This window comes from Mesorhizobium sp. M1A.F.Ca.ET.072.01.1.1, from assembly GCF_004023325.1.
Classification (GTDB): domain Bacteria; phylum Pseudomonadota; class Alphaproteobacteria; order Rhizobiales; family Rhizobiaceae; genus Mesorhizobium.
This window is the reverse complement of the sequence record NZ_RZSF01000535.1, coordinates 1-2899: the sequence shown is the minus strand read 5'-3', so window position 1 is coordinate 2899 and position 2899 is coordinate 1. Positions and strand designations below refer to the sequence as shown.

At 64.2% G+C, this 2899-nt stretch carries 3 protein-coding genes and 1 pseudogene; all 4 read left to right on the top strand.

Going from position 1 to position 2899, the window contains the following annotated elements:
• A partial coding sequence (locus tag EOA32_RS35800) for a cytochrome P450 (RefSeq protein ID WP_145971478.1) occupies positions 1–818 on the top strand: 818 nt, incomplete at its 5' end.
• Positions 815–1630, top strand: a complete 816-nt coding sequence (locus EOA32_RS35795) for an MBL fold metallo-hydrolase (protein ID WP_095779520.1) — start codon at positions 815–817, stop codon at positions 1628–1630. The genes EOA32_RS35800 and EOA32_RS35795, both read left to right, overlap by 4 nt.
• Positions 1630–2649, top strand: coding sequence for a zinc-binding alcohol dehydrogenase family protein (locus EOA32_RS35790; RefSeq protein WP_128374200.1), 1020 nt, complete (start codon positions 1630–1632; stop codon positions 2647–2649). Before EOA32_RS35795 ends, EOA32_RS35790 begins: the two co-directional genes overlap by 1 nt.
• Positions 2646–2899: pseudogene (locus EOA32_RS35785) on the top strand (FAA hydrolase family protein); the annotation flags it as partial. The gene EOA32_RS35790 and the pseudogene EOA32_RS35785, both read left to right, overlap by 4 nt.

Genomic DNA, 2899 nt, shown 5'->3' with positions numbered 1-2899 from the left:
CGGGAAAGGCCGAGGCCGTTGCCGAATTCTGCGTGCCGGTTGCGATCACGTCGCTCGCGGCCTTCACCGACGTGCCGCTGCAAGACTCGGACAAGTGGGTCGGCTGGATCACCAGCATGTTCAACGTGAAGGACCCGAGCGCTGGAGCGACGGCAAGCCGCGAACTCAACACCTATATCGAGACCCTCATTGCCGCGCGACGCGCCAAGCCGACGGGCGATTTCGTCAGCATGCTGATAGCGGCCGAGATTGACGGCGAAAGGCTCGACGACATTCAGATCCGCTCGTTCATGACGGTCGTGTTCGGCGCGGGTTTCGAGACCACGGCGGACGCCCTTTCGGTCATGCTGCACTGGCTGGCCGAGCATCCGGAGGCGCTGGATCGGCTTGCAAGCGAACCGGAGCTTGTTCCGACCGCGGTGGAGGAGTTCCTGCGCTATTCCTCGCCGATCGAGATTTTCGGCCGCAATGCCTCGCATGATCTGTGCCTGCACGGTCGCGATATAAGGCGGGGCGACATTGTGGCCCTTGGTTTCGGCGCGGCGAACCGGGACCCGTCGGTATTCGATGCGCCGGACGAGATGCGCCTCGATCGCAGTCCCAACAAGCATCTCACCTTCGGAGCCGGCCCGCATCTGTGCGCCGGCGCCGGCGTGGCGCGCATGGAAATGGCGGTGACGCTCGAAACGCTGATCGAGACCGGCGCAAGGCTCGCACCGGAATCGGAGCAAGAGCTTCGCTGGAAGACACGCGGCGACCGGCGCGGGCTCGCTCGACTGCCGCTCACAATCGACACGAGAAAGACGAACCGAAGATGACGCTTCAACCCACCACCCGCATCCGCTTCCACGGCGTGGCCGCCTACGAGATCGTGACGAGCAACGGGCTGCGCATCCTTTGCGACCCGTTCCTCGACCAGAATCCTGGAGCCGCGACCAAATCCACCGACTTCGACCATGTCGATCTGGTGATCGTCAGCCATGCGGCGTTCGATCATCTCGGCGACACCGACAAGATCGCCGCCGCGTACGGCTGTCCGGTTGTCTGCGGCGGCGAGGTGAAGGCCTGGCTGATGGATCGCGGCATCCCGGCCAGCCAGATCCGCGCGACGACCTGGGGCATTCGGGTCAAGGTGGCCGGCATTGAGATCCAGCCGCTGGAGTGCCATCACTGGTCGCAGATCAGGCTGATGGACAACTCCTTCATCTCCGGCGTGCCGATGGCCTTCATCGTCTATGCCGACGGGCTGCGCTTCTATCACTATGGCGATACCGCCATTTTCTCCGACCTGAAACTGCAGGGCGAACTCTATAAACCCAATGTCGGCTGCATCGGCATCGCCAATCCGCAGGAGATCCTGCATCTCAATCCGATGCCGGGAGAAATGCTGACGGGCGAGATGAGTCCCTATGAAGGTGTGCTGGCGACCCAGTGGCTCGGACTCGAGACTGTCCTGCCATGCCACTACATCACGCTCGATGGCGACAAGGACGTCGCCGACTACATGGAACATCACGGCGCGGCCAGGGCTCGCGGCGAGGCCATTGCCGATCCCTATCTGCTGCGGGCCGGCGACTGGATCGAATTCGATGCCGATGGCAGGGTCGTGCGCCCCGCGAAGGCGGCATGATGCGGGCCGCCATTTTCGACCAACCGCAGTCGATCCGCATCACCGATGCGCCGAAGCCCGTTCCTGGGCCGGGCGAAGTGCTGGTACGCGTCAGGGCCGCGGGCCTTTGCGCCGGTGATCTCTATATCTATACCGGCAAGAACCCCTATGTGACCTATCCTCGGATCGGCTGTCACGAAATCGCCGGCAGGGTCGAGGCTTACGGGCCAGGAGCGGCCGGTCCGAAGGTCGGGACGCGGGTCGTCGTCGACCCCTTCATCGGTTGCGGCCATTGCTATCCCTGTCGGATCGGCAAACGCAATTGCTGCGCCAATCTCACCATCATCGGGGTGCATCGCGAAGGCGGCTTCGCTGAATTCGTCACCGCGCCCGCGGGCAATCTGAACGTCGTGCCGGAAGGGCTCTCCGACTTCGAGGCGGCGTTCGCCGAGCCCGTCGCCATCGGCGTGCAGGGCTGCCGGCGCGGCATGGTCACGGACGAGGACACGGTCCTCGTTCTTGGCGCGGGTCCGATCGGGCTGGCGATCGTCGAGGTCGCGCGGGCCCATGGCGCGAAGGTCTATGCCACGGATCTGTCGGCGGAGCGGCTGTCCACCGCCGCCGATCTGGGCGCAATCCCTGTAGCCGGCGGTGAAGGGCTGCTTGAACGGGTGACGGAGATCACGAACGGCGAAGGCATGCCCGTGGTGCTGGAGGCTACAGGGGCGGCGCCGGCGATGGAACAGACCATCGATCTCGTTGCCGCCGGCGGCCGCGTCGTCATTCTCGGTCTCGTCAAGAAAGGACAAGGCGTCACGCTGCCCGGGCTGGACTTCACCCGCAAGGAGGTGACCATCCTCGGTTCGCGCGCCTCCGTCGATTGCTTTCCCGAAGCGCTCGACCTGCTTGCGTCGGGCAAGATTCATTACCCCAAAATCGCCAGCAGCTTTGCGCTGTCTGAAGCACCCGCCGTCTTCAAAACACTCGCTGACAATCCGATGGCCCTGCACAAGGCCGTCTTCATCCCGGAGGCCGCATGAAGTTCGTCACTTTCTCTCACAAGCAGGCCGGGCATCGCCAGCACGCCGGCATTCTGGACGACGAGCAGGTCGCCTGCCTGACCGAAGCCGGACTGGCAGCGTCGGTGCTCGAGGTCGTGCAAGGCGGCGGGGCGGCGCTGGAAAAAGTCCGCTCGGGACTTGCCAAAGCGCCGCGCTATGCGCTTGCCGATATTATCCTCGAAGCGCCTAGTCGCCCCGGCAAAGTGCTCTGCTCCGGCATCAACTACAA

Bases quoted from the DNA above. Each gene is read 5' to 3' on its own strand.
- EOA32_RS35795 (WP_095779520.1), top strand. From the start codon at position 815: ATGACGCTTCAACCCACCACCCGCATCCGCTTCCACGGCGTGGCCGCC.
- EOA32_RS35790 (WP_128374200.1), top strand. From the start codon at position 1,630: ATGCGGGCCGCCATTTTCGACCAACCGCAGTCGATCCGCATCACCGAT.